This is a genomic window from Microbacterium sp. H83 (genome assembly GCF_001650405.1).
GTDB lineage: Bacteria > Actinomycetota > Actinomycetes > Actinomycetales > Microbacteriaceae > Microbacterium.
Genome location: NZ_LWCU01000055.1, coordinates 87,484 through 110,072, shown reverse-complemented (window position 1 = coordinate 110,072; position 22,589 = coordinate 87,484). Strand labels below are relative to the sequence as shown.

Sequence of the window (22,589 nt, the reverse complement as noted above, 5' to 3'; positions counted from 1 at the left end):
ATGACCGCCATCATTGAACGGCGTGGGGGTCCGGCTTCTGGCCGGGCCCCTGCCCCCGCCAGCAGTTTCGCCGGCCGCCGCCGCCCCGGCGAGTTCCTCATCAAGCTCGCCCTGCGCCTGGCTGCAGCCGTCACCGTCGTGACGACGGTGGGGATCCTCATCGCGCTGCTTATCCCGTCGCTGAGCTTCTTCGCCGAGGTCCCGGTCCTGGAGTTCCTGTTCGGCACCCGGTGGGCGCCACGCTTCGCGGACGCGTCGTTCGGCGTGCTGCCTCTGGTCACCGCGACCTTGTGGACCACGCTCATCGCGCTGCTCGTGGCGGTGCCGTTCGGGCTCGGGGCTGCAACGCTGCTCGCTGAGTACGCCCGCCCCCGCGTCCGCAAGGTTCTCAAACCGTTGCTCGAGATCCTCGCGGGCATCCCCACGGTCGTGTATGGGTTCTTCGCCCTGCAGTTCGTGCAAGGCACCGTCCTGCGGGACTGGCTTCACCTTCCAACCGGGGCGTTCAGTGTTCTCGCGGCGGGCCTCGTCATGGGTGTGATGATCATCCCGACGATCGCGTCGATCGCAGAAGACGCCATGTCCGCTGTCCCGCAGGCGCTCCGCCAGGGCAGCGCCGCGCTCGGGGCGAACCGGATGCAGACCACCCTCCGCGTCGTGTTCCCCGCCGCCCTGTCCGGGATCGTCGCGGCCGTCGTACTGGGCATCTCCCGAGCGGTCGGCGAAACCATGATCGTCGCCATCGCCGCCGGCAACCAAGCGCAACTCGTCACCAACCCGCTCGATCAGGGGCAGACGATGACGGGATTCATCGCCAACGCCGCGCTCGGCGACTCCCGGGTCGGGAGCCTCGAATACAACACCCTGTTCGCGGTCGGGCTGCTGCTGTTCCTCATCACCTTGCTGATCAACTTCATCAGCATCCGTTTCGTCCGCCGCTTCCGGGAGGCCTACTGATGTCCCCCACCTCGACGACCGCGACGCAGCCGTTGCGCGCTTCGGCCCCCATCGCGACCGGCCGCAACGGTGAGATGCGCCCGAGCGCACTGGCGTTCCTGCTGCTGTTGTGGCTCTCCCTGTTCGTCGCGTTCGCGGTGCTCATCACCCTTCTGATCACGATCTTCCTCACCGGGCAGAACAAGCTCTCCACGGCGCTGCTGTTCAACTTCCCCTCCGCCGACCCCGACGAGGCCGGAGCCCGGCCCGCCATCCTCGGATCCGTGTGGGCGATCGGTGCGACCGCCGTGATGACACTCCCGCTCGGGATCGCCGCCGCCGTGCACCTGGAAGAGTTCGCCGACCGGAAGCGGTGGTTCAACCGGTTCATCGAACTCAACGTGCAGAACCTCGCCGCAGTGCCCTCGATCGTGTACGGGCTCCTCGCGCTCGCGTTCCTCTCGATGCTCGGCGTCACCAACAAGAACATCGTCATCGGCGGGGCGTTCGCCCTGACACTGCTCATCCTGCCGGTGATCATCATCGCGACCAGAGAAGCACTGCGCGCGGTCCCGCGAGAGATTCGCGACGGATCTCTCGCACTCGGCGCCACACAATGGCAGACCACGTGGAGACAAGTGCTCCCCGCATCCGTTCCCGGGATCGCAACCGGCTCCATCCTCGCGCTCTCCCGCGCACTCGGGGAGGCCGCCCCGCTGCTCGTGCTCGGCGCGCTGGTGTACATCACCTTCGACCCGAACGGGCTCCTCAGCGGCTACACCACGCTGCCGATCCAGATCTTCAACTGGACCGGCCGCCCGCAAGAAGGCTTCCACGAACTCGCCGGCGCCACCAGCATCCTGCTGCTCGCCGTCCTCATCCTGATGAACGCGCTCGCGATCTTCATCCGCAACAAGTTCCAGAAACGGTGGTAACCATGAGCACTCCCACAGGCAGCGCCGCGACAGCGACGCACACGAACTTCCATGCCGCCGAAACACGACGGCTCGCCGCCACCCCCAGTGGCCTGATCCGCTGCGAAGACGTCAACGTGTACTACGGCGAGTTCCGGGCCGTGACCGGCGTCAACCTCGAGTTCGGGCGTAACGAGATCACCGCGCTCATCGGCCCCTCCGGATGCGGAAAATCAACGCTGCTGCGCTCCCTGAACCGCATGAACGACCTCGTCGACGGTGCCCGCGTGGAAGGCACCGTCCTCTTCCAAGACGAGGACATCTACGCCAAAGCCGTGGATCCGATCGAGGTCCGTCGGCGGATCGGCATGGTGTTCCAAAAGCCCAACCCGTTCCCGAAATCGATCTACGACAACATCGCCTACGGCCCTAGGGTCACCGGGATGAAAGTCGACAACATGGACGACCTCGTCGAAGAGGCACTGACCCGCTCCGCCCTCTGGGGCGAAGTGAAGGACAAGCTCAAGCAATCCGCGTTCGGCCTCTCCGGCGGTCAACAGCAGCGCCTGTGCATCGCGCGGACGATCGCTGTACAACCCGACGTGATCCTGATGGACGAGCCCTGCTCCGCCCTTGACCCGATCGCCACGTCTCGGATCGAAGACCTCATGCACGAGCTTCGCAAGGACTACACGATCATCATCGTCACCCACAACATGCAGCAGGCAGCGCGCGTGGCCGATCGCACCGCATTCTTCACCGCCCTCGCCGACGAGAGCACCGGTGACCGCACCGGCGTGCTCGTCGAATACGACCTCACCCGCAACATCTTCGAACAGCCACAAGACCAGCGGACCGAGGACTACATCAGCGGACGATTCGGATGACCGACACCGGCAGGGATGGGAACCCGCGGTTCGTGCTCCACGGACGCGGACCCGACGTACTGCGCGGGAGCTTTGCCGAGTTCCGCCATGCGGGAGTCCCCGTTACCGTCCACGCAGAAGTCGTCGAAGCGCTCGCTGACCTCGCGCACGACCATCACGCATCCCTCGTCCTCGGCAGCGGAGAACCATTCGAGAAGCTCGCCGCGATCATCCAGATCGCGGGTCCCGTGTGCGACGGTGCCCTATTCCTGGGTATCTCCGATGCGACGGAAACCGCGACAATCGCAGCGGCGATGAGTGCCGGAGTGCGCGGTACCGTCCGACTCCCCGTCACCCCGGACCGACTGCGCGAAGTGTCACGGCTGCATCCACGATCCGCCCCTCCAGATCGCACACTGCGTATCGGGGAATTGACGCTCGACGTCTCGCACAGAAGCCTGCGCTGGCAAGATCACGCGCTGCTGCTACCCGCACGAGAATTCGAGCTGCTGCATCAGATCATCCGCGCCTACCCAGACAGTGTGAGCATCGACGCTCTAGCACTTTCCTTCGGATCCGACCTCGAAGATCCCCACGCCTCAGTGCGGGTAGCAATGACAAAACTCCGCTCGCGACTGGCCGCCTTCGCACCAGCACAGGCGCTGATCGAAACTGTCCGCGTCGCCGGCTACCGGCTCGCCTCCTGAGCCTCGATGCCCAGTTCCTGAAGAAGGTCAAGAACCCGTGAGCGGACCTCATCACGCACGGCGCGAAGACCGACATCATCGAGCTCGAGCGGATCGGCGAGATCCCATTCCATGTAGCGTCGCCCGGGGAAAATCGGGCACGAGTCGCCGCACCCCATCGTGATGACGTAGTCCGCCGCACGCACGACTTCATCCGTGAGCGGTTTGGGGAACTCGCCCCACAGCTCAACCCCGACTTCGCTCAGCGCCGCAGCCACGCGAGGATGCGCTGTGTCCGATGGAGCAGACCCGGCGGTGCGCACGTGAACACGTCCGCCCGCGAAATGCCGCAAGAACGCCCCCGCCATCTGCGACCTCCCAGCGTTCTGCACGCAGACGAATAGCACCTCCGGGGTGTCCCGTAGTACCAGGCCTTGGGCCGTGGCGAGAGCGTCTAGGCGGTCCGCGGCGTACCGCGCCGTCATCGTCAACAGGTGCTCACGGACCCGCGTCCGTTGGCTCAGCAGCCGATAGCTTTGAGCGACGTATCCTGCGACCGTTTCTCGACTGAACGTAGAACTGAAGCGATACGCGAGGTCTTCAACCACGGTGCCAACCGCACGAGGAAGCGCCATCACGGGATTCTCTGGGGATCCCGCTGTCAGAGAATCGCTGCTGAGCAGACGTCCGAAACGCACCCACGCGTCGATCGTTGGCATCCATGCATCGCTCTTCTCGCGCCGGATGAGACCGGCCATCTGCAATGACCTGAGCGCTTGATCGACACCGGTGGAATCGATACCGAGTTCGCCGGCAAGGTCAGATTCGTGCATACCGGATGCCAAGGCGCTCAGGGTGCGCAGGGTCTCGGGGTTACCGAGTACTGCGACCTGCACCGCGCGATCCCGAGCCGCCTGCTCGTCGAGTGGTCGCCCGACACGGTGCGTGTGCTTCTCGCTCATCGGAGAAAATCTTCGACCGCGGCACGACGCTCGGGATGGACGGAGATCCATCCGAGCTTGCCATCCTGCACCCTCGTGACGAACCCGTCATCAAGGAGTATCCGGACGTGGTGCGTCACCGTTGGTTGCCGCAAACCGAGCATGTCCGCCAGCTGCCCGACAGTCGCACGTTCGTCCGCGGATCCCAGAATGATGCTCAAGATCTGCAGGCGAGTCGGGTCGGCGACAGCTCGCAGCGTGCGGGCAAGTTCCTCGGCCGCACCGCGCTCGAGCGCACCTCCGAGCCGAGGCTTCGGTGCAGGCTGAGCGGTCACGGCATGATTCTAGTTGCCGAACGTTGCGTGCTTCTCAGCTGTGCTTGTGCTTGAGTCGTGCGCGACGGCGGTGTGACTACTTTGCGAACGTGTCGCCTCGAAGCTTCGACGCGGCGTGCAACCGGAGGAGCTCGATACTGAGGGCGGCGCTTGCCGGGCTGCTCTGAGACAAGCTCTTCGCGGCAGCTGCAAGGGCGGGGCGAGCGGCGTCTCTCTCAAGGGCAATCAGCATGTCGACCGAGACTCCGAGCGAACGTCCCCGCCAGACAGCACCAGGCGTCTGCAGTTGCTCGACAAGGAGTAGGACCTCCGCGCCTGGGTTGGATGCCCGGGCGAGAGCACGTGCGAGGATCGCCGCATCAGCGTGGATCGGTCCGGGTTCGGGTCTAATGTACTTCCGACCCTCGGTCAACGTCGTTCGTGCCTGCTTGGCGAGATCTGACATACCGGTGCGATTGTCGCTCAATGCGCGGGTGGCAAGGTTGGACGGGTTCTCGCGGCTGAGCTCGTGCAGGGCATCAAGCACGATGGCGTGCTCTCGCTCGCTTTGTTCCAACGCAGTCGCCAGAAGGTTCGCAACGCCGGCCGGCATGCCATCAGCGAGATCTGCGAACTGGTTCACAGCGGCGCTGAGGAGTTTGCGTCGTGTCGCCGGGAACTCGATCCCGAAGTTGTCTAGGTAGAGGTCGCCAGCGAGGCTCGCGCCGAGGGCTGTGATCGGCGACTCGGCAGATTGAATGTCGTATCGAACGACGATGTCGATGACGTCATCGATGAGGTGCTCTCGACGCTTCAGCAGGCGTCCCGCCGCGAGCAGCCACGTGTTGCGCCAGTGACTCGATGGAACGAGTTCGCGCAGGTTCTGCAAGACGACCTGTTCGTCACCATCGGTGATCGCGCGAGCCGCCATATATTCCTGCAACGATCGCACTTCGAACTCGTACTTCGATGTCTTCGGAGAGACGAGCATGACCAGTCGTTCCGTCGAAAGTTTGAGGAGGGTCGTCGCGATCGACTCCGATTCACTCTCTTCGAATCCGGCCGAGCTGAGCCGGTGGCGAAGAATACGCGAGATCTCGGATTTCGTGAGGACAGCGTCCGAGTTCCCTGGTCGCTCAGTTCGTGCCTGCAACTTGAGCCCGGCCTGCTCGTGAAGATGGTCGATGTGGGGGCGCAGCGACTTCAGTTCCGTGAAGGCTTCGCTTTTCGCCAGTTCACGGTCGTAGACGACGCGATAGTACCGGTCGAACAGCTCGAATCGATCCGTCGGAAGGTCGACTGCCTCTTCAGCGAGAGCCGTCATGATCGTCACCTGCAACGGTGTGGTCATCAGTCGTTGCGTGACTCGTTCGTGGACCGCCGTGATGAGCCTTTGTGCAACCTGCTCAGCGAGGTCTGGATCATTGGCTGCCCGCAACGCGGTGAGAGCTTCCGAGTAGCTGATCGCTTCCGTCTCGGTGAGTTCAGACAGGGTGATCTGCGTGCAGGGAAACGCGTCGTCGAACTCCCGTCGATACCCCTGTGGGCGTGTTGTGGCGACGAAGAGCACGTCCGCCTTCTCCGAGCTCAGCTCGCTCACCAGCGCTGTGACCGCCTCGATGAGCCGGCTGCGGATCTTCGCGTCAGGCACCTCATCAAGGCCGTCGAGCACGAGGCATGACGGCCAGGTGCGCAACCAGTCCAGCAACGCACTCGGGTCCGACTTCTTCCCCCGAATCAGTATGGAATCGGCGATGTAGGTGAGCAACGAAAACGTCGACGGGGAGGATGCGATCACGGCCCCCGCCTTCGCCAGTTCGATCACGAACGGCCATCGACGTTTCTGCGGGTTCGGGATACCCGCCTTCCTGAGCCGTGTGTCGAGGCCATCGAAGGCGCGCTTAGCCCTCTCGCCGTACTCCTCGACGTTCGTGTCAGCGAGGAAGGCGACACGATACGTGTGGGCGATCACTTGGGCGATCGTGCTCTTGCCCTGACCCGGGCCTCCGACGATGACCACCCCATGGGGCCCACGGCCGGCGGTGGTTGACAGGTGGAGGTCGCCGATGCGCACCGTCTCGGCGGCGGTCATCCTCCGCGACTGGCCTTCCGCGTCCGCGGTCACGCCCGCCGTGAAGGGCAGATCGATTGCAATGTCCGCGAGTGTCACTTTCGACGCATCGTTGTACCCCGCATCGCCCGTTCGAACCCATTGCCGGTTGATCAGCTCGGCGACGGCGTGCCCAGCGAGCCGATCCGCCTCGAGAGCCGTCTTCTCGGGGAGCAATTCGGCGACTTGCGCAAGAAAGTCGCCGGTGACGATCTGCTCTAGGTATCGCTGTCGAATAGACGTGTGGGTGTCGAGCATGACGCGAATCTCGTCGTAGTCCCACACGTACCATCCACGCAGCCCGAAGTCTTCTGCGTTGGCGGCAAGAAGCTGGTCGAACTGGTCACGACCGCCAGTGTCTTTCGTCCCGGTCAGCACGACGTTGGTGGAGAAAAGCAGGTACTCCGGCGTCTTCTCGCCGACCCTCTTCTTTACGAGCCAGCCACGCAGCTCGGAGCGGACCTCGTCAAGGAACCACCGCCAGTCAGCCGTCGTTGAGACCGGTTTCTCGTTGTATTTCATTTGAATGACGCCGTAGCCATCCCATTTCGCGCCCGCCCCGACCGGGAAGTCGACGCGGCCGTCGAACGTAGCGTCGCGCTGCGCGTCCCTACCTGAACCAAACGGCCTGACACCATTGCCCAACTCAGCCTTCGCGAGCGCCTGGAGCATGTGCTCGAATTGCTGCCAGCCCATTCGGTTGAGGTTGTAGTGGCCCACGAAGTCCTTCCGGGTCAACGTCGACGCCGAACAGGCGCTCCAGTGACATTCTGCACCAGTGCTGTTCTCCCATCCGGTTGAACCAAGCAAGCAGAGGCGTTCGATAGCGTCGGGGTTCTCTTGGGTAGCGAGCGAACGCGCCCCAACCAGACCCGCAGGCGCGCCCGGGCCCAGCAGACGACGTCTGCGATCTCGCCGACTGTCATCGGCTCTATGGGATGCGCGCCGTCGATTCCCCGGGAGACCTCCCCTTCCAGCGGAGGCTCATCTACGCTGTCGCACATGGATGAAACCAAAGGCCAGCCACGAACCCGCCCTTGGCAGGCACAGCCATCCACCGATGCGATCGCGGCGTTCGTCGACGCCGTCGGCCGGTTGAACGCGGACGGGGACTTCATCGTTCGAGCGCTGACTGACCAGCTCCGCGCAGAGCGACCGATCGCGGATCAGGAAGAGCTGACTCCGCAGGAGGTCAGCTATCTCATCCAGTCCAAGGCGTTCACGCCAGAGTCGCTCGAGGCGACATCGATCGAAGTTGCTCGCGGGGGTCTTCTCGCGAGTGTAGCGAGCACTCTTCTGACGAGCGTGCTCCAGACCGTATCTGCTTCCGCAGCCGCTGGCTTCTTGCATATGGACGAAGAGTCGCTCTTTGCTGCCGCCGACCGCGGCGAGTTGTACATGGTCGATGTTGCACAGTCCCGGCGTTTTCCGTCGTGGCAGTTCAGCCTCTCCTCGCCGGGGAAACTCCTACCGCACCTAACCGAGATCATCGACATCGTAAAAGACAAGGGATGGATGTCGGTATCTGCTCTGATGGCGACGCCGCAGTCGACCATGGTCACCGACGGTCAGCACAGCCCTGTGGAATGGTTCAGGCGTGGCGGCGACGTAGCAGCTCTGGCCCGGATTATCGAAGGTCAGAAGTGGCGATAGAGCTCGTGGCAACGCAACGGCGTAGCGCGCACCGCTCACACGTCGTCTAATGTGTGTGGCCTCGAGCTGCGAGAAACTCCGTCGCCGTCTCAACCTGAAACTGCTCGTCGACGTAGCTTGCCGGAGTGAGGTTTCGGGTTACGAAGAGGGTGCTTAGGTGAAACTCCTCGCCGTCAGGGGGGTCGCCGATCCCGAGACGCGTCGCAATGCTCGCGACGTGGGGCGCTAGTTCGCTCTCCTTGCGGGCGAGCTGAGTTGTGTAGCTGGGCTTGGTCCCGCGGTCTCCTACCTGGTCGCGGAAGAAGGTGCGCAGTTGTCGCGCCGTCTCAGCGAATCCATGCACCGACGCAGGGTCCTTCGCCTCGATCAACCAGATGGTGCTATCGCCAGGGCGTCCGCACACGAGGTCGACCTCGGTGGTGAGAGTCGGCACGCCGAGCCGCGCGTGGTCGTTGGGTTTCACGCGGGCGACCGTGGTGTAGCCGAGTTCCTCTAGCCGGTTCTGAAGGAATCTCTCGAACCGAATATTGCGGCGCGCACGGCGGTCCGCAAGCGCGTTGCTGACAGGCTGAGGAACGTCTCCCGCCCAGGGAAGAACCCCTTGGAGGAGGTGGCGGTAGTAGACCTGAAAGGAGGTCAGCAGGTACTGGGGGCTGACAATGAGTCGTCCATCCGAATCTTGCACCAGCGGTTGCACGAGGAGCCGATGGCGCCGAGTGCGCGTTTGCCAGGGCTTCCACTCCACGGCTTGCATCTGGACGGCCGTGCTCGTGAGCATCTCGATGGCAGCTTCGACACGCGATCTTTGCGACTCATCCGCGCCCGAGCCCAGCGCATCACAGACCCACACTGTGGCCTCGGCCACGGTGACGTGGGCAGTCGTCCTGCCTGGCTCAAACGTCTCCCACTTTGCGAGCGCGGCGAGGGTGGAGAACATGTCCTGCGACGTCGCTCCCCATGCCTGCTGGAACGCATCTTCGACGTGGTCTTCTTCGTTCGCCTGTTGCAGCGAGTCGTCGTCTTGCGTGCCGTGCAGCCGAATGCCCGCAGCTGCACGGGTCAGTTCGTCGTTTCGTAGGCCCCACGCCGATGCGTCGGGATGCGGATCGTCGTCCACGGTCAGCTCGTACATCGGGCTGAGGGTGATGACTGCGGGCGCGACTTGGTGATACATCCGCTCGCTCAATGTGGTCGCGGTGAGGTACGCATCTGCGGCGGCAAGGAGACCGCTCCATGCCTGAGGAGTGATCGGCTTCGTCGCCGCCGGCTTGTCCAGGATGCGCAGGGCGGCTTCCACCACGATCTCGTTACATTGACGAAGCTGAAGTGTCTCCGCCGAGAGTTCGGCCGTGCGGGTGAGCGGATCCCATTCGGTCGAGAGATTCGCTGCGACTCGGGATAGATCGTCTTGCTGATGAATGGCGCTGTCCATCACCCTCGCCAGTTGCTCCATACCCGTCAGCACCACCTCGCTCCCATCGTGGCTCTTGATTCCTTCAGTCAGGGTTTCGAGAGCAAGGGGCGCAAGATGTTCGCGGATAAGTCGATTCGCATCATCCGCTCGGTACTCGCCAGGTTGAACGCCGGCATCGTGGAGTCGTCGCCCCAACGCCGCAACCATACGGCTTTCGTCAGAGGGTCGTAGACGCCACGGATCAGGCAGGTGATTGAGAGTGGTCCGTGCCTGCTTCATCTCCAAGATGAGAAAGGGTTTCGCTGTGCGCCACTGGTCGCGGAGCGCCGCTGCGGTGTCGACATCCATGCCTCCCGCGCGGAGCAGATCGAACACTGCGTCCGCTGTTAGGAGATTCGCCGCCTGCGGATCTCCATTCGCTGAGTCGGCGAAGCCCTCGACATCGATGCGCCACAAAACGTTGACCGGTTCGTCGATGGCACGCACATGCGGGTCGAGATACGGCGTGACCACGCCGGACGATTCACCCGGGACTGCTTCCGATACGTGGAGGTAGAGGACGTATCCGGGCACATCGATCGCCTGGTGCGCGGAACGCCATCGATCACCAAGCGCAGCGAAGCCGTAGATTAGCCCGCCGCATAAGTCGAAGACGAACCGTCGGTGGTCGGTAGATGCTGCCTCTAGAACCCCCCGTGCCACGGCAACGGGGGGTTCGGTGAGAGCGAGCGACCACCCGTCAACACTCGGCGCGGTGTTGACACCGCGGGTGGCGTCATACGTGGGGTCGCCTGCGATTATCGCGACGTTTGCGACGGGCCCCGGGGCGACTTCTGCCGCTCGGAGGTCTCGAATCGGTGGAAGCCCAACCCCGATGAGCGCCACTTCGAGATCCGATAGCTCTACCGCTCGATCCCACTCGGCCTCGCCCGCGTGCGCTTCAAAGTAGACGGCATTGGGTACCACACCACCCTTGAAAAAAGACTTGCCATTAGCTTTCCACGGCTCCCAGTAGTTGATCGCCTCCCACCCGAAGCTCTCAGGGAAATCGGGAGCGCTCAGATCCCGCGCGAATGCGTAAAGATCATCGTCGGACGTGGCAGTTTCCGCAATCCATGTCAGGTCTTCAAGCGCGAGTTTTGCCTCGCCGACCGCCTGCGGCACAGCGATGTGACCGGGCGCCGCGAACACCGTCAACGGGATGACCTCCGCGCCCGACTTGATGGTTCCGCGTCGCCCGCCCGCCATCCGCACCGGCACAGGGCCGGATTGCGCCCTCACCTGTTTCGCCAGCTCCACTGAGCCGATGTATGGCGGCGGCGAGGCCCCCAGGTCGGGGACGTAGATGACCGAGACGGCGATGAAAGTGGACGGATTCACTGGTACCAACCACTGAACGTCAATCCCTCGAAGCGGGATGGCGGCGCCTTCGCTGGAGGGCGGGGGTTCGATCAACTGGTGGGAGAAACGCCACAGGGCTTGACGGATCTGGTTCAGGCAAGAGCTCCGGAGGGCCTTTCGTGCTTGGCTGTCTCGGTCGAGCGCAGACACCAGCTCTCGGGCGGCATGAGCCATGATCTCCGGGATGAAGAGTGGCGGCACCCATCGGTGTCCACCCGCCGTGTCAGCAAAGCGAAGGAACCTTTCGAACGGACTGGAGAGACTCTCCACGTCGAACGCTGCCCTACTTGCGGAGTTCGTCATCCATTCCAACGCCCTTTTGTCAGCCTCACCGAGTTCGATGTGGTCGAGGGGATCCAGGTTGAGGAAGGCCCGCGTCGCTTCATACTCAACGTCCGGCAATGAGACCTCATCGTTGAGCTCCAGGTCCGGGGCTGGTACCCATGCGTCCGCAAGGTGGCGCACGCAGAAATCGCCGTACCTCATCGCCACGTTCACCACGTTCGCGATACCGAATCGAAATCGCCGGTGGAGGCGACCGTCTACCGCTTCCGCCATTCTGAGCGCACGCGTGAGGTCGGCGACCGGCCGTTCGGTGAGGCCAGGCACCGCGCGCAGCGGCTCAGCGCCGACGGCGAGGAAGACAGTTCGGGTGGGGTCGGTGGCGATAAAATCTTCACGCTCCAGTCCGATCCCATAGGTGGTAGCCGCTAGATCGGACAGTGCTTGGATCGACGGCAGCGGTTGGTACTCGTCCGGCGCCGGAGCGGCGGAGGCTCGTAGCGCAGCCGCGAAGCTGCTTCCCAATGTCACCGACCGATGCCTGTTGCCCGGGGACGTGGCGGCGGCGAAAATCAACGTCCAGAGCTCGTCCGGATCGTACGCTGACAAGGCCAGTTCGAGTGCGTCTGGCTCCCGTTGCACGGTGCTCACCGCCGACCGTTGAGATCGAGGCCGCTTGTTTCTACGAGTGTTTTTGCTCTTCCCCACGCAAGCATTCAAGCGTAGGCCAACGACATCCTCGTTGATTGCTACGCGTTGAAAGCGTTGCGCCGGGCAGGAAGGTGGCAAGAGTTGGGGAGCCGCCTTGAAGGCGCACGACATGCCCCCTACAACGCCGCTGCTCCCGGTCCAGGAGCGCTTGACCGCTCTCACCTTCGGCACCACACGGGGATGCATACACGCAAAAGCGCGCGTAAGATAATGCGTGTACGCACTAACTAGATGCCGCCACGAGGAGGCAAGATGGCTGTGAAGAAGAGTCGCACCCGTGCCTCCTCAGCTCGCGTCGCCGCCCGCGAGACGACTGTGAACCGCGGCACCGCGACAGGTCGATTCCTCGACGGGAAACCGAAGCTCGTCGTGGCGACCAAGGCCCCAGAAAAGACCGACGTACAAGCCGGTGTTGAGCGCCTTGCACAGGTGGCGAAGACGTCAAACGTCGACGTATCCGTGTTCAACGCACTCATCGACGAGCTCGCCGATGCCATGACCGACCGTCAATCGACCGAGCTGGGCCTCACAGAGCAGCAAGCCGACTTCCTGATCGAGTCCGGCGATTTCACTCCGGAGGAGTTCGCCGAGGCAGCCGCATTCGTCACCAGCGGTGGGCTCGCCAAACTCGAACGCGAGACTCACGTGCGCGCCCTAACCAACACCTACACCGCATCCGAAGTCGCAGCGCTCCTCGGCATCGATGCCTCCAGTGTGCGTCACCGCCAGAGCAAGAACACCCTGTACGGCTTCCGGGCGGGAAGGATCCGCCTCTACCCTCGATGGCAGTTCATTCCCGGCGAAAAGGTCTCGACGATCCCCCACCTTCCCCTGCTCGTCCGAGCGATCCCGTCCGACTGGGATCCGGCCGACGTCGAAGGCTTCATGACTACACCTCAAGACGACTTGCGGTCGAGCGATGAGTCTGTCGACCCCCAGGAATGGATGACGCCGATCGAGTGGCTGGCTGCCGCGAAGGATCCTGCACCCGTAGTGGACATCCTCGAAGACGCCGACATCACGTGAGCCCGTCGAACGCGAAAGTCCCCGCAACACCCCCGGCGCCGCTCACACTCGACGCTCGTGAGCACCTGAGATCATTCGATGGGATCCTCTGGCGGGTCTTCGCTACAAGAGGTCCTCACCCGCAGGCGTGGGATGAGCTGCGGCACTTCGGGCCGATCAGAACCATGCGCTTTGACCCGCATCCCGAGCCACAGCAGCATCATGCTGATTATGGCGTGATGTACGCAGCTGCTGGATCTACGACAGCTCTCGGCGAGGTTTTTCAGAAGGGCCGACTAATCAATCGGCGCGTTCGTGGAAACACCCTCGCGGCTTGGCGTCCGACGCGTGAGCTTCGGTTACTGGATCTCACCAGCAACTGGCCTGTAATCAACGGGACGACCTCTTCGATCCAGATGGGGCCTAAGCGATACACACGGAACTGGGCGAATGCGATCCATGACCAACTTGGGTCGAGCATCGACGGGCTCTACCACGTGTCATCGATCGACTTCGGCCCGATGGTGACGCTGTTCTCGCCTGCCGAGGACTCGTTCCCGCAGTTGCCGTTGGTGCACACCCGACTGGACTCCTCCAGTGCGAACGTGTACCTCGCGAAAGCCGTGAAGAGACTCGGCTACCGCGTCAAGAAGTAGAACCACCCCAGGACGGCAATCTGCGATCTCGGATTATCAGATGACGCTCGATCCCCCCGTACGCTCAGTGCTATGACACAGCGTTCCACCTTGCAGACTCTCAGCGGTGCTGTCGAAGGATTCCGGGACTTCGCGGCGGCGATCAAGAGTGGAGTGCCCACGGTTCGAAAGGGGTCGATGGCGGAGGAAGATCAAGCCCTCGCAGGAAACATCGTCATCCCTCATGCCATAGTCTCCGGGCTCGTCCTCACCGTTGCAGACCACGTATCCGCCTGGGCGGAGCTTGCCGCCAGCCCCGAAGAGGACGTGTTGCTCCTTCATATGCAGGCTGACTACACCTTGTTCCGTCCTGTGTTGGAGGGGCTCGTGGAGGTGATCTGGATTCTGGATGGTACCGATTCCCCTTCTAGAGTCCGCAGGGCACTTGAGATTGCTCGTATCGAGCACAGGCACGGGCTGAAGCTGACCAACGCTCTGCGCAAAGCGCGAACGCCGGATGACAAGACCGAACAGGGAATAGCAGCACTCGGACGTTTTCTCAGGACCACGGCGAGCAACCTCGGATCCGATCCGGAAGACGTTCTCAGCGCACCATTGATCGATCCCTCCTCGATCACAAGGAAGATAGCGAGTCGCGTTCCGGGCCCCACATTGCAGACCTTCAACTATTGGGCGATAACCTCGGCCCACGCGCACGGGCAGTTCATCACCACTCTGCGCCACGCGATCGAGACGCCCCCATCTACGCCTCAGATGGGCGGGGCTCTGTACGAACCAGACGAGGAGCTGATTGCAGACCTCATCGAGTTCATTGGGACGCTGCTCGAGATCGCAATCAACCTACTAAACGAACAGGGTTACGAGCTTCGACGCTAGAGCTGTCCTGCTTGGCCGACGGGGAACGCTGGGTCGCCGAGATGCGCGCCATGGGGATTCAGAACTCCGTGAGGCGAGATGTCCGACCCGATCCGTATGATCGGATCAGCCCCTTCGTGAGGCAGTGAACTTAGCGCTTTACATCGGACTTAGTCCGATTTCATCGCGATTCTGACATTCATTCACGTGAATCCATCGATGCGGATCAGGCGTAGGCTGGAGAGAAGGACGGACCGTCCGAGAAGATCTCCCGGCACCGTGACCGCCCGGGAAGAAGCCCACCCATGGCTCAGTACGATGTCTCGAACCGCTCGGCGATCGTGACGGGAGCGGGCAGCGGCATCGGTCGCTCCACCGCCCTGCTCCTCGCCGCCAACGGCACCGCCGTCGTGGTCAACGACCTGAACGCCGAGCACGCGAACGCCGTGGTGGAGGAGATCCGCGCCGCGGGCGGCACCGCCGAGGCATCCGTCGGCGATGCGACCGACACCGAGTGGATCGCCTCCTCGATCGAGCTCGCGAACTCGCTCGCACCGCTGCGCATCGGCGTGAACAACGCCGGCATCGGCGGAGCATCCGCCCCCACAGCGGAGTACGACGACGCCGCGTGGGACAAGGTCATCTCGATCAACCTCAACGCCGTGTTCCGCAACATGAAGGCGCAGCTCCCCTCGATCCTCGCGAACGGCGGCGGCTCGATCGTCAACATCGCGTCGATCCTCGGCAGCGTCGGCTTCGCCGACTCCCCCGCCTACGTCGCCGCCAAGCACGCGGTCGTCGGCATGACGAAGTCCGCAGCGCTCGAGTACTCGGCGCAGGGCGTGCGCGTGAACTCGGTCGGCCCCGGCTTCATCGACACCCCGCTGCTCGCGACCATGGGCGACGAGGCGAAGGCGTTCCTCGTGAGCAAGCACCCGATCGGGCGCCTCGGCCAGGCCGACGAGGTCGCGAACCTCATCGCCTTCCTCGCCAGCGACGCCGCCAGCTTCATCACCGGCAGCTACCACCTGGTCGACGGCGGCTACACCGCGCAGTGACGCGGCGCGACACTGTCGCGACCGCTGCCCTGCATCGCCAGCTCGGGGCCGAACGACGGATGCCGAGAAGGCGCCGGGTTGGCCGCCCGGGTCAGGCCGACGTCACCGCAGCCCCAGACGCTCCAACCGCAGGGTGGCCGTGGCGCTGTGCGCGGCCATGCCCTCCGAGTCGGAGATCACCTGCACGGCGTTCGCCAGCTCGGGGGTCGCGTCACGCGTGATGCGCTGGTAGGTGAGCGGCTTGAGGAAGCGCGACACCGACAGGCCCGCGCTGTGTTTCGCGCCGCCGGCCGTCGGCAGCACGTGGTTCGTGCCGGCCATGCCCTTGTCGGAGTAGGCGACCGTGCTCCAGGGGCCGATGAACAGCGACCCGTAGTTGCGCAGCCGCTCGTGGTACCAGTCGTCGTCGGCCGCGAGCAGCTCGAGATGCTCGGGGGCCAGGTCGTCCATGAGGGCGACCGCGGTCTCGCGGTCCTTCGCCACCGTGACGACGCCGTAGTCGCGCCACGCAGCTCCGGCGATCGCGGCCGTCGCGAGCGTCGACAGCTGACGGTCGATCTCCGCGATCACCGCACGCCCGTGCTCCTCCGAGGTCGTGACGAGGGCGGCCGGCGAGTTCGGGCCGTGCTCCGCCTGGCCGAGCAGGTCGGCGGCGACGAGCACGGGGTCGGCGGTCTCGTCACTGATCACCGCGACCTCGCTGGGGCCGGCGAGCAGATCGATCGCGACGGTGCCGAACAGCTGGCGCTTCGCCTCGGCGACGAAGGCATTGCCGGCTCCCACGAGCATGTCGACGGGCAGATCGCCGAGCAGCCCGTAGGCCATCGCGGCGAGGGCCTGCACCCCGCCGAGCACGAAGACACGGTCGACGCCCGAGAGGTGCGCGGCGTACACGACCGCGTCGTTCGCCCCTCCGTCGGGCTGCGGCGGCGTGCACGCGATCACGGTCGGAACGCCCGCCGCCTTCGCCACGCCGACGGTCATGAAGGCGCTCGCGGTCAGCGGGAACCGTCCGGCCGGCAGGTAGGCGCCGACCCGGGAGACCGGGATGTATTTCGCGCCCGTGGCGATGCCCGGCACGAACTCGGTCTCGAAGTCGGTCAGGTGCTCGCGGGATGCTCGCGCGAAGGCCTGCGTGCGGGCGGCACCGAGCTCGATGGCCTCGCGCAGGTCGGGAGCGAGTCGTTCACCGCTGCTCGCGATCTGCTCCGGCGTCAGCTCGATGGCCCCGTCCCGGTATCCGTCGAGCTGGCGCGCGTAGTCGAGCACGGCGTCGAGGCCGCGCTCACGGATGTCGGCGAGCATGTGCGTCACGGTGTCGATCACCGCGGGGTCGCGCTGCGCGGCCGGGGCGTCGACGAGGGGTGTCTTGAGGTGGTGGAAGTCGCCGTCGAGGTGGGCGAGGACTGCAGACGAGTAGCGCATGCAGGAAGGCTAGATCCGCCGCATCCATGCGACAAGCCTGATGATCCTTCACGATCCATCGGGTTTACCATTGGATATGACCATCACGCAGCTCACGGCGTTCCTCGCCGCGATGGAGCACGGCTCGTTCACGGCGGCTGCGCGGAGCCTGGACACGACACAGGCCTCGGTGTCGGAGCTGGTCGCCCGCCTCGAACGCGAGCTCGACGTCGTCCTCTTCGCGCGCGGCAGTCGTCGGCTGGTGCCGACCGAGGCGGCGATCGAGCTGAGGCCGCACGCGACGCAGGCGGTCAGCGCGGTGCAGAACGGCGTCGACACCATCCGGGCGCTGACCTCGCTCGACCGCGGCACCTGCACCTTCGGCGTGCTGCGCAACGCCGCCTACTACGCGCTCGCCGACCTCGCCGAGACGTTCCATCATCGGCATCCGGACGTGCGTCTGCGCCTGGTCGGCATCAACTCGGCGCACGTCGCTCGGTCGATCGCCGCCGGCGAGCTCGAGGCCGGACTCCTGGTGCTGCCCGTCGACGAGGAGGGGCTCGAGGTGCGCCCGCTCTTCCGCGACGAGGTGCTCTACGCATCGACGACCCGCGACGAGAAGAGCGGCCCGCCGACGATCGACGAGATCTCCGAGGCGAAGCTCGTGCTCTACGACGCCTTCGCCGGATGGGACGACCCCACCCGACGGCAGCTGCTCGAACGCGCCCGGCTGCGCGGTCTCACCATCGAGCCTGCGCTCGAGGTCGAGCACGTCGAGACGGCACTCGATCTCGTGGCGGCGGGGACGGCTGACACCATCGTCTCGCGTTCGATCGCCGAGTCCGACGGCTTCCCCACCGGCATCCGCACCTTCCCCCTCGCCGAGCCGATGCACGACACGATCGCCCTCGTGCAGCGCGAGGGGATGCTGCTGTCATCCGCGACGCGACGGCTCGTGGAGCTCGCGGAGCGGATGCTGCGCGAGCGCCTGCCGGAGCACGAGGGGCGCACACCCGCGGTCTGACCGCCCTTCGACCGGCTCAGGACCCCGCACCGCGCGTCAGGAAACCCGGATCGCGTCAGTACAGGTCGGCGCGGCGGTCGTCGAACAGGTGGTTGTGCGGCGGCAGCGACTTCTCGCGCGCCGCGTCGATCGACAGCACCGCGGTCGCCCCCATGACCGCGCGGAACGCGACGATCCAGCCCTGCTCATCGATGATCGCCGTGCCGTCGGTCCAGTCGACGCCGCGCTCGGCGCCCCAGCGATCCGCGATCACGACCGGCACGCGCGAGGACCGCGCCGCGGCCATCGCCTGGATCAGCTCGGGCGCATGCTCGCCCTCGGGTCTCGGCACGAGCGGCCAGTTCACCGGCAGAGCCAGCACGTCGGCACCGTCGAGCGCCAGGCGTCTCGGCACCTCCGGGAACTCGTTGTCGTAGCAGAGCGCCACCCCGAGCCGCCCGAAGGGTGCGTCGACCACCACGCCGGCCTCGGCGCCGACGTCGAACACGAACTTCTCGGCTCCCCACAGGTGCGCCTTGCGATAGTCGGCGAGACGTTCCGAGGGCGTCAGAACGGCCGCCGTGTTGAACAGGCGGGGCCCGTCGATCTCCGCGTATCCGACGACGACGACCCCCCCTGCGGGGATCGCCTCCTGCACTGCGGTCCATCGCGGATCATCGACGGTCAGTGCCGCGGCCGTCGCCTCATCGCGGTCGGCGAAGACGTATCCGCTGGTCGCGAGCTCGGGCAGCACGATGAGCTGCGCGTCGCGTCGCGCGGCGGCCAGGATGGCCGAGCGGATGCGGTCGAGGTTGCCGTCGACGTCGCCGATCACGATCTCGGGCGAGAGCGCGGCGACCCGCAACGCGGCGGCATCCGCGGAAGCATCCGACTCGGCATCCGCATGTCCGGCGGCAAGCGCGGGGCGCGGAGAGCCATCGGCTCCCCGCGCCCCTTCGTCGTGGATCATCCGGGCTCAGTCGTCTTCCGTGGCGGTGACCATGACGCCGAGCGGCGCGAGGTAGCCGTTGGGGTCGATCGTCCAGTCGGCGGCCGCCGCGGCCTCGACGACTTCGGGCGCCCACTCGAGGTAGACGCGGTCGTCGCCGCCGTTGATCACGAGCACCGTGCCGGAGCCCGATTCGTCACCCTCGACGCAGACGTATGAGCGCCATGAGCCCTCCGGCACGGAGAACGTGTCGCCGGCGCCGAGGTTCACGGTCGTCGACGGGTCGCCGTTGAGGGTGACCTCCCAGCGGCCGGTCTTGAACAGCAGCGCCTGCGTCTTCTCGTGACGGTGGCGCAGCACGCCCTGCCCCGGCTCGGCCTTGACCCATGCGAGGTTGAAGGAGTGGGGCTCGTGCACGTTCGGAACCTGGCGACGGTTCTCGCTCATGCCGTAGCCGATGGCGGTGGCGAGCTCGACGCGGCCGCCGTCGACCGCCGCGCACAGCAGCGCGGCCGCCGAGTACCTGCGGTCGCCCGGCTGGATGACGCGCGAGCGCATGTCGTCGAGCGTGTACGTCGTGAGCTCGTCGATGTAGTGCTGCTTCATGGGCTCGATGAGCGCCACATCGTCGGGCAGCTCGTCGCCCGCGACCGTGTCGATCAGCTTGTTGTCGGCGGTGAGGTGCAGACCGTACGACTCCGCCTCGCGCAGCACCGACGGACCCCAGATGATGCCGCCGTTGTCGTCGCGACCGAGCACCGTGTAGAGGATGCCGTCGTCGGGCCCCTCGTTCGTGAAACCGCGGAAGATCCAGGTGGGGATCGTGACGATGTCGCCGTCGTGGCTGATGTACTCGCCCTGCTTGCCGTCGACGCCCCACCGCAGGCGGAACGCGCCGCCGAGGTTGATGAAGACCTCGGCGGTGAAGTGCAGGTGCAGGTTGTTCGAGATGCCGTTGGGCATGCCCGCGGCACCGGTGTTAAAGCCGTGGTTCACCTCGAGGTTCACATACTGGCTCGCGTTCTGCGAGACGCCGACGCCGATGAAGGAGTAGTTCTCCTTGCGGTCGGATCCCGGGGTGCGGCAGTCGATGAACGCCGAGTTGCACGGCACCCAGTCGGTGCGACGGATGGTGCGGCGTTCGATCTCGTTCGCGTCGACGATGACGTCGGTCGTGTCGACGATGGCGTTGCTCATTCCTTCTTCTCCTTGTCGATCAGTCGCTGATCAGTAGATGTTGCTCGGGCCGACCGGCTCGTCGCCGCGCATGCCGGCGATCTGGGCCCGGAGGGCGATGTCGTCCCACAGGCGCACCTCCTTGACGAGGGCGCCGTTGTGGAAGGTGAACTGCGAGATGCCCAGCACGTCGACCGGCTTGCCGGTGAGCGGGCCGTAGTTGGGCACCCCGTTGTACGCGCCGGTGAACTTCCAGGTCACCGCGACCCGGAGGCCGGCGTATCGCACGTCGTAGTTGGTCTGGATGTCGCGGATCTCGAACTGACCGGCCGGGAAGGCCTCGAGGAATCGCAGCAGCGCCCGGCGGTAGCCCTCGGGACGGATGACGACCCGGTTGCCGACGGTGAGGAGCACGAGGTCGCGGTGGAAGAACTTCTCGACCTTCTGGAGATCGCGGTCGTTCCACACCGTCTGGATCATGTCGATCACGGTCTCGATCTCGGAGCGGTACTCGTCGGGGCGCACACCCGAGTCGCCCTTCGCGATCGGGTCGGCGGGTGCGGGCTCGGTCCACGACCCGGTGTACCCGCGGAAGGCCTGCGCCCTCGCGAGCTCGTCGAGGTCGTCGCCGCGCTCGAGCGCGCCCGCCAGCGAGTCGCGCACGACCCACTCCTCGACCATGCGCCCCTTGCGGTAGAGGCAGTTGGCGATCGTCCGGCTGTGCGACGAGGTCTGCAGGTGCCCCGACAGCACGAGGTGCGAGCTGAGGAACGCGTCGTCTCCGCGGGCCTCCCAGATCACGTCCTCCGCCTGTCCGGTGCGGTCGGGGGTCGCGGAGATGCGCATCAGCGTCCCCTCGATCACCTCCTGACGGGTCGTGGAGGTGCCGTAGGCGCCGTGCACGATGGAATCGGGTTCGTAGTTCTCACGGATGTAGCTGATCGACCGGTCGACCCAGATCAGATCGGTCACCTCACGGATGAAGTCGTCGGGGTCTTTGTACGGCAGATAGGCGACCGGGTCGAGAGACACGCGTTTCACTCCTTCGAGATCCGAGCCAGCGGTTCATCGGTGATCGCAGGCTTCGTGATCGCCAGTGTATGCGTATGCACACAACGACGCCAGAGAGGACGCTGCGCACACGGTGGACAGTGGGCGGCCGCCTCCCTGTCGCGGCCCTAGGCGGGGCGCCGGTCCGCGGATGCCGCGGCCAGCGTGCTGCGCGGCACGAACGTCGACTCGAACCGCGTGTGCTCGCGAGCGGCGGTCGGGTCCTCGATGCGGCGGACGATGAGGTCCGCCGCAGCGCGGGCCATGCCGGCGATGTCGTACCCCACGGTCGCCAGGTCGATGATGGGCCAGGCCGCCTCGGGAAGGTCGTCGAAGCCGATCACCGACAGATCTCCCGGCACGGCGAGCCCGGCGCGATGCGCGGCGTTCAGCGCGCCGTATGCCACGACGTCGTTGCCGCACACCAGCAGGGTCGGCCGGTCACTCAGCGACAGCAGCTCGGCAGCCGCGGCCTCGCCCTCCTCCGCGCCGTACGGCACCCGCCTCGTCGCCCGCTCCGTCAAGGACAGGCCATGCGCGAGAAGGGCGTCGCGCAGCGCGGCCTCGCGGCTCTGCGCCGTGCTCGTGTTGCTCGGGCCCAGCACCGCGCCGATACGACGGTGCCCGAGCTCGACGGCCCGGGCGACGGCATCCCGATATCCGGGGGCGGGGTCGACCACCGTCGCGTCCGCGTCGACCATCGATCCCGTGCGGTTGAAGTACACGAACGGCAGACCGCGATCCTTGAGGCGGAGCGGTGCGACCGAGTCGACGGTGGTGGTGGCGAGGATCACCCCGTCGAGACCGTTCGCGAGCAGGCGCTCGACGATCGTGTCGTTGTCGGCCGTCTCGGTGTGCAGCATCAGCTGGTAGCCGAGGGCCTCGAGCTCGCGGTGCACCGGCGCGATGATGTGCGAGTAGAACTGGTTGTCGAGGTCGGTGAGCAGCAGCCCGATGCGGCGCGTGCGCCCCGACGACAGCGCGCGCCCCGCCTCGCTCGGCACGTAGCCGAGCAGCTGGGCCGCCTCGCGCACCCGCAGCTTCGTCGCCTCGGACACCCGCGCGTCGTCGCGGAGTGCGCGCGACACGGTCGGCTGGGACACGCCCGCGAGGCGAGCGACATCACGGCTGGTGACGACCATCTGACGCCTCCCCCTCTGTCCCCCGGATTCTACTGCTCTTGACCTCCGAATGCATACGCGGTC

19 protein-coding genes are annotated in these 22,589 nt (G+C 65.3%); 10 read left to right on the top strand and 9 right to left on the bottom strand.

Going from position 1 to position 22,589, the window contains the following annotated elements; translation table 11 throughout:
* The 4 genes from pstC (at window position 1) to A4X16_RS17635 (ending at window position 3,423) form a co-directional block, all read left to right on the top strand.
* Window positions 1-957 (top strand): phosphate ABC transporter permease subunit PstC, encoded by a 957-nt coding sequence (gene pstC, locus A4X16_RS16685; RefSeq protein ID WP_017201968.1) that lies wholly within the window; start codon window positions 1-3, stop codon window positions 955-957.
* Window positions 957-1,871 (top strand): phosphate ABC transporter permease PstA, encoded by a 915-nt coding sequence (gene pstA, locus A4X16_RS16680; protein WP_061016800.1) that lies wholly within the window; start codon window positions 957-959, stop codon window positions 1,869-1,871. The genes pstC and pstA overlap by 1 nt, the downstream gene beginning before the upstream one ends.
* Before the next feature lie 92 nt (window positions 1,872-1,963).
* Complete coding sequence (gene pstB, locus A4X16_RS16675; protein ID WP_082738487.1) at window positions 1,964-2,737, top strand: phosphate ABC transporter ATP-binding protein PstB; 774 nt, start codon at window positions 1,964-1,966, stop codon at window positions 2,735-2,737.
* A complete protein-coding gene (locus A4X16_RS17635) occupies window positions 2,734-3,423 on the top strand; it encodes a winged helix-turn-helix domain-containing protein (protein WP_061016798.1) in 690 nt (229 codons plus the stop codon). Before pstB ends, A4X16_RS17635 begins: the two co-directional genes overlap by 4 nt.
* Here the strand turns inward: A4X16_RS17635 and A4X16_RS16665 are convergent.
* The 3 genes from A4X16_RS16665 to A4X16_RS16655 form a co-directional block, all read right to left on the bottom strand.
* Window positions 3,405-4,364 carry an arsenate reductase/protein-tyrosine-phosphatase family protein gene (locus A4X16_RS16665; RefSeq protein ID WP_231728787.1) on the bottom strand — a complete coding sequence of 320 codons (960 nt, stop codon included), beginning with the start codon at window positions 4,362-4,364 and terminating at the stop codon, window positions 3,405-3,407. The genes A4X16_RS17635 and A4X16_RS16665 overlap by 19 nt on opposite strands.
* Window positions 4,361-4,678: an ArsR/SmtB family transcription factor gene (locus A4X16_RS16660; protein ID WP_061016796.1), complete on the bottom strand. Its 318-nt coding sequence runs from the start codon at window positions 4,676-4,678 to the stop codon at window positions 4,361-4,363. The genes A4X16_RS16665 and A4X16_RS16660 overlap by 4 nt, the downstream gene beginning before the upstream one ends.
* 76 nt (window positions 4,679-4,754) lie before the next feature.
* Window positions 4,755-7,487: an NACHT domain-containing protein gene (locus A4X16_RS16655; protein WP_157560280.1), complete on the bottom strand. Its 2,733-nt coding sequence runs from the start codon at window positions 7,485-7,487 to the stop codon at window positions 4,755-4,757.
* A gap of 282 nt (window positions 7,488-7,769) precedes the next feature.
* Here A4X16_RS16655 and A4X16_RS16650 point away from each other — a divergent pair, with 282 nt between their 5' ends.
* The gene (locus tag A4X16_RS16650; protein WP_061016790.1) at window positions 7,770-8,420 is read left to right on the top strand and encodes a hypothetical protein; all 651 of its coding nucleotides are present in this window, start codon (window positions 7,770-7,772) and stop codon (window positions 8,418-8,420) included.
* 46 nt (window positions 8,421-8,466) lie between these two features.
* On the opposite strand, the gene A4X16_RS16645 is transcribed toward A4X16_RS16650, so the two are convergent.
* Window positions 8,467-12,168, bottom strand: coding sequence for a hypothetical protein (locus A4X16_RS16645; protein WP_061016788.1), 3,702 nt, complete (start codon window positions 12,166-12,168; stop codon window positions 8,467-8,469).
* Between the two features lie 312 nt (window positions 12,169-12,480).
* On the opposite strand from A4X16_RS16645, the gene A4X16_RS16640 reads away from it, so the two are divergent.
* From A4X16_RS16640 to A4X16_RS16630, 4 genes are all read left to right on the top strand, one after another.
* The gene (locus A4X16_RS16640) at window positions 12,481-13,254 is read left to right on the top strand and encodes a hypothetical protein (protein ID WP_061016786.1); all 774 of its coding nucleotides are present in this window, start codon (window positions 12,481-12,483) and stop codon (window positions 13,252-13,254) included.
* Window positions 13,170-13,889: an RES domain-containing protein gene (locus A4X16_RS18440; protein WP_079112065.1), complete on the top strand. Its 720-nt coding sequence runs from the start codon at window positions 13,170-13,172 to the stop codon at window positions 13,887-13,889. The genes A4X16_RS16640 and A4X16_RS18440 overlap by 85 nt, the downstream gene beginning before the upstream one ends.
* Window positions 13,890-13,961: 72 nt before the next feature.
* Window positions 13,962-14,765 carry a hypothetical protein gene (locus tag A4X16_RS16635; RefSeq protein WP_061016784.1) on the top strand — a complete coding sequence of 268 codons (804 nt, stop codon included), beginning with the start codon at window positions 13,962-13,964 and terminating at the stop codon, window positions 14,763-14,765.
* Window positions 14,766-15,049: 284 nt separating this feature from the next.
* Window positions 15,050-15,802, top strand: coding sequence for an SDR family NAD(P)-dependent oxidoreductase (locus tag A4X16_RS16630; RefSeq protein ID WP_067122876.1), 753 nt, complete (start codon window positions 15,050-15,052; stop codon window positions 15,800-15,802).
* A gap of 102 nt (window positions 15,803-15,904) precedes the next feature.
* On the opposite strand, the gene hisD is transcribed toward A4X16_RS16630, so the two are convergent.
* A complete protein-coding gene (hisD, locus tag A4X16_RS16625) occupies window positions 15,905-17,227 on the bottom strand; it encodes a histidinol dehydrogenase (RefSeq protein WP_067122873.1) in 1,323 nt (440 codons plus the stop codon).
* A 76-nt stretch (window positions 17,228-17,303) separates the two neighbouring features.
* Here hisD and A4X16_RS16620 point away from each other — a divergent pair, with 76 nt between their 5' ends.
* Window positions 17,304-18,230 carry a LysR family transcriptional regulator gene (locus A4X16_RS16620; RefSeq protein ID WP_067122870.1) on the top strand — a complete coding sequence of 309 codons (927 nt, stop codon included), beginning with the start codon at window positions 17,304-17,306 and terminating at the stop codon, window positions 18,228-18,230.
* Between the two features lie 55 nt (window positions 18,231-18,285).
* Here A4X16_RS16620 and A4X16_RS16615 read toward each other — a convergent pair whose 3' ends face one another.
* From A4X16_RS16615 to A4X16_RS16600, 4 genes are all read right to left on the bottom strand, one after another.
* Complete coding sequence (locus tag A4X16_RS16615; RefSeq protein WP_082914534.1) at window positions 18,286-19,179, bottom strand: nitrilase-related carbon-nitrogen hydrolase; 894 nt, start codon at window positions 19,177-19,179, stop codon at window positions 18,286-18,288.
* Between the two features lie 6 nt (window positions 19,180-19,185).
* Window positions 19,186-20,355 (bottom strand): cupin domain-containing protein, encoded by a 1,170-nt coding sequence (locus tag A4X16_RS16610; RefSeq protein ID WP_067122867.1) that lies wholly within the window; start codon window positions 20,353-20,355, stop codon window positions 19,186-19,188.
* 30 nt (window positions 20,356-20,385) lie between these two features.
* A complete protein-coding gene (locus A4X16_RS16605; protein ID WP_067122865.1) occupies window positions 20,386-21,366 on the bottom strand; it encodes a nuclear transport factor 2 family protein in 981 nt (326 codons plus the stop codon).
* A 146-nt stretch (window positions 21,367-21,512) separates the two neighbouring features.
* Window positions 21,513-22,526 (bottom strand): LacI family DNA-binding transcriptional regulator, encoded by a 1,014-nt coding sequence (locus tag A4X16_RS16600; RefSeq protein ID WP_067122862.1) that lies wholly within the window; start codon window positions 22,524-22,526, stop codon window positions 21,513-21,515.
* Between the last annotated feature and the right edge of the window lie 63 nt (window positions 22,527-22,589).